Below are 1,796 nucleotides of genomic sequence, written 5' to 3' on the forward strand. Positions count from 1 at the left end.
ACGCAGTAGCGCCGATGGTAGTGTGGGAGTTCCCATGTGAGAGTAGGACATTGCTAGGCTTCTCATTCAAAGAAAAGGCTATCCTAACGGATAGCCTTTTTTTGTGGATGAAGGGAAAGTATAACTAACCTCAGCTCAGGATAAGAATTAATTAAATAGAACTAAGTGCCCGTTCCACGATCCGATCTTTCGACCAAGAAAAAACAGAAAGATAATAAGGAACGGGCATGAATAAACTAGTTGAAATATTCTGTGATGTCGATGATTTTTGTCGTGTATTTATCCCACAATGGGAAAAACAATTAATTGCTGATGGAAGTATCAAGCGCAATCGTCCATGCCGTATGGCTATGAGTGAGATAATCACTATATTAATTGCTTTTCATACATCAAATCATCGCGACTTTAAAAATTATTATAAAGGTTATATTGCTAAGTTTTATCGTTCACATTTCCCTAGCTTATTGAGCTACACTCGATTTTTAGAAGTGATGCCTAAAGCTATCGTTCCACTTTGTAGTTACTTTTCAATACTTAAAGGTGAGTCTACAGGTATTGAATTTATTGACTCTACAAGCATAAAAGTATGCCATAACTTAAGAATTCCTAGACATAAAACATTTGACGGTATAGCCGAACGGGGCAAAGGAACAATGGGTTGGTTTTATGGGTTCAAACTACATTTGGTCACTAACTTTAGAGGTGAAATAGTTGATGCTAAATTAACTACTGGCAATGTTCATGACACAAAGCCAGTATTAGCCTTAGCTAAAAACTTAAAAGGTAAGTTATATGCAGATAAAGGCTACATCAGCAAAAAATTAACCGTTGGTTTGAAGGGAAAAGGAGTTGACTTGATAACAACCGTGCGCCGTAATATGAAAGCCAAAGCAATGTCGTTATGGGATAGAGCAATGCTATCTAGACGGTTTATTATTGAAACGATAAATGATCAATTGAAGAACATATCTCAAATAGAGCATTCTCGTCATCGTAGCCCTAATAGTTTTATGTTGAATTTACTGGCAGGTTTAGTGGCTTATTGCCTTAAAGAAAATAAGCCAACCCTTAATATTAATGATGTAGAGAAGAATGCTATGGTTAGGGCTTAACCCGATCTGAGGTTAATTGGTATTAAACCTAAACGTAGTTACACCAAAACTACTTTCAGTAACCATTGGATGAAGAAACATTCCAACTTATTAAAAGATATAACGCCCAATGCGCCCGAGGAAGTACTGGTCAGTGATATTACTTATGTTCAATCAGAGTAACAGGTGTGGTTAAAGCACTCGACATGACTGTGAAAAATCGTCAGCGCCAGTGTGAAGCTATTCATCACTCAGACAGAGGGTTACAATATTGTTCAAAGGTATATCAAGAAAAGCTGACGATAAATAATATAACCCCTTCAATGACTGATGGTTATAAGTGTTATCAAAATACACTAGCGGAGCGTATAAATGCTATACTCAAGCAGAGTTTTCCTACATAAATGCCAGAGCATGGAGTAATTAAAGCAACTCGTCGACGTGCCTATATTGATATACAATGAAATGAGACCGCATTTTAGTTTGTGAATGAAAACATCAAACCAAGTACGCATAGAAAGTTAGGATCAAAAGCTACTGACCTTCCATTAAAACCGCCAACTTATTTTACGACGGGATAGCGAAGGAGAATTTGAATCGGTAGTGTTCAAAAATCTGTGTCATTTCAGTAAACTAGTAAAAACAGGAATGACACATGACAAATCAATTCAATTTCGAAGATGCAGTTAAAGCACTTCAAGCAGG

General features: G+C 36.7%; 1 protein-coding gene and 1 pseudogene. Both read left to right on the forward strand.

The features are described from left to right. The first annotated feature begins 227 nt into the window (after window positions 1-227). Window positions 228-1,112, forward strand: coding sequence for an IS982 family transposase (locus tag B0X80_RS20165; RefSeq protein WP_077343680.1), 885 nt, complete (start codon window positions 228-230; stop codon window positions 1,110-1,112). 21 nt (window positions 1,113-1,133) lie between these two features. Then, window positions 1,134-1,580, forward strand: a pseudogene (locus B0X80_RS20610) (integrase core domain-containing protein); the annotation flags it as partial. Between the last annotated feature and the right edge of the window lie 216 nt (window positions 1,581-1,796).

Source organism: Pseudocolwellia agarivorans, assembly GCF_002000085.1.
GTDB classification, from domain to species: Bacteria; Pseudomonadota; Gammaproteobacteria; order Enterobacterales; family Alteromonadaceae; genus Pseudocolwellia; species Pseudocolwellia agarivorans.

Bases quoted from the DNA above. Each gene is read 5' to 3' on its own strand.
- B0X80_RS20165 (WP_077343680.1), top strand. From the start codon at position 228: ATGAATAAACTAGTTGAAATATTCTGTGATGTCGATGATTTTTGTCGT.